Annotated in this window: 1 pseudogene; it reads right to left on the reverse strand. The window is 44.3% G+C overall.

The features are described from left to right. Positions 1–1,577: pseudogene (locus tag EWM59_RS28125) on the reverse strand (hypothetical protein); the annotation flags it as partial.

A 1,577-nucleotide genomic window follows, 5' to 3' on the forward strand; every position in this document is an offset into this window, starting at 1 on the left:
CTCCATTTCACAGTTCCACCACAACCTGATGCTGTCAAGATTGCTGTTTCGTTACCACACAAGCTCGTTTTGTTGCTTGCAATGGTCGGTGCACTTGGCGTACCTCCTGTGGTGATAATCACTGCATTTGATGCACCACTTGTACCACAAGCCGTTGTACAGGTGGCTGTATATGTTCCTGCTGTGCCTACGGCGATACTTGTACCTGTGGCATTATTGCTCCATTTCACAGTTCCGCTACAACCTGTAGCTGTCAAGATTGCTGTTTCATTACCACACAAGCTTGTTTTATTGCTTGCGATGGTCGGCGCACTTGGCGAACCTCCTGTAATTATAACGATTACATTTGAAGTAGGACTTGTGCCACAAGAGTTGATACATACTGCTGTATAAGTACCTGCTGTACTCACTGTGATACTTGTGGTAGTTGCATTAGTACTCCACTTCAATGTTCCGTTGCAACCAGTTGCTGTTAAGGTAGCTGTTTCGTTACCACAGATACTTGTTTTATCGGTTGCGATTGTTGGAGTAGCAGGTGTACTACCCGTTGTAATCACTATTGTATTTGAAGCGCTACTTGTTCCACAACTATTTGTACAAGTTGCTGAATATGTACCTGCTGTGCTTACGGTAATGCTTGTACCAGTTGCATTCGTACTCCATTTCACAGTTCCGCCACAGCCTGTTGCTGTTAAGGTAGCTGTTTCATTACCACATAGACTTGTCTTGTCAGCAGCAATCGTTGGTGCCGATGGATTTCCGCCTGAAGTAATGGTAATTACATTAGATGCACCACTGGTTCCACAACTGCTCATACAAATTGCACTGTATGTTCCTGCTGTGCCTACTGTAAGTGTACTACCTGTTGCATTTGTGTTCCACTTCACAGTACCACCACAACCTGTTGCTGTTAAGGTAGCTGTTTCGTTACCACATAAGCTTGTTTTGTTTGCAGTTACAACCGGTGGAGTTGGTACAGTATTCTTTTTGATAACTACACCTACACTTGGTTGGCTTTCACCACATTCATTGGCACATACTGCAGTGTATGTTCCGCCTGCACTTACCGTGATAGTAGAAGTCGTTGCACCTGTACTCCAGGTTATTATTCCGTTACAACCAGTTGCAGTTAAAGTGGCTGTTTCCGTTCCACAAATAGTGTTTGTATTTGTTTTCACTTCCGGAACAGTTGGTGTTACCACAGTCTTGATTGTTACTACATTACTTGCTACACTTTCTCCGCAACCGGTAATACATTTCGCTGTATAGGTTCCTCCTGTACTTATAATGATTGAAGTACCTGTTGCGCCATTGCTCCATGTAATTGAACCTCCTGAACAACCTGTTGCTGTTAAAGTAGCCGTTTCATTGCTACACAGTGTAGATTTATTGGCAACAGTGGTTGGTGCCGCAGGAGCAGTTCCACCATTAATGGTTATCACATTTGATGCGCCACTGGTGCCACATGCATTTGTACAAGTTGCTGAGTAAGTACCTGTTGTGCTCACTGTGATGCTTGTGCCTGTCGAACCATTGCTCCAGTTCACTGTACCACTACATCCTGTCGCTGTCAGAGT

It is taken from the genome of Emticicia agri (assembly GCF_004168285.1).
In the GTDB taxonomy this organism is placed as follows: domain Bacteria; phylum Bacteroidota; class Bacteroidia; order Cytophagales; family Spirosomataceae; genus Emticicia; species Emticicia agri.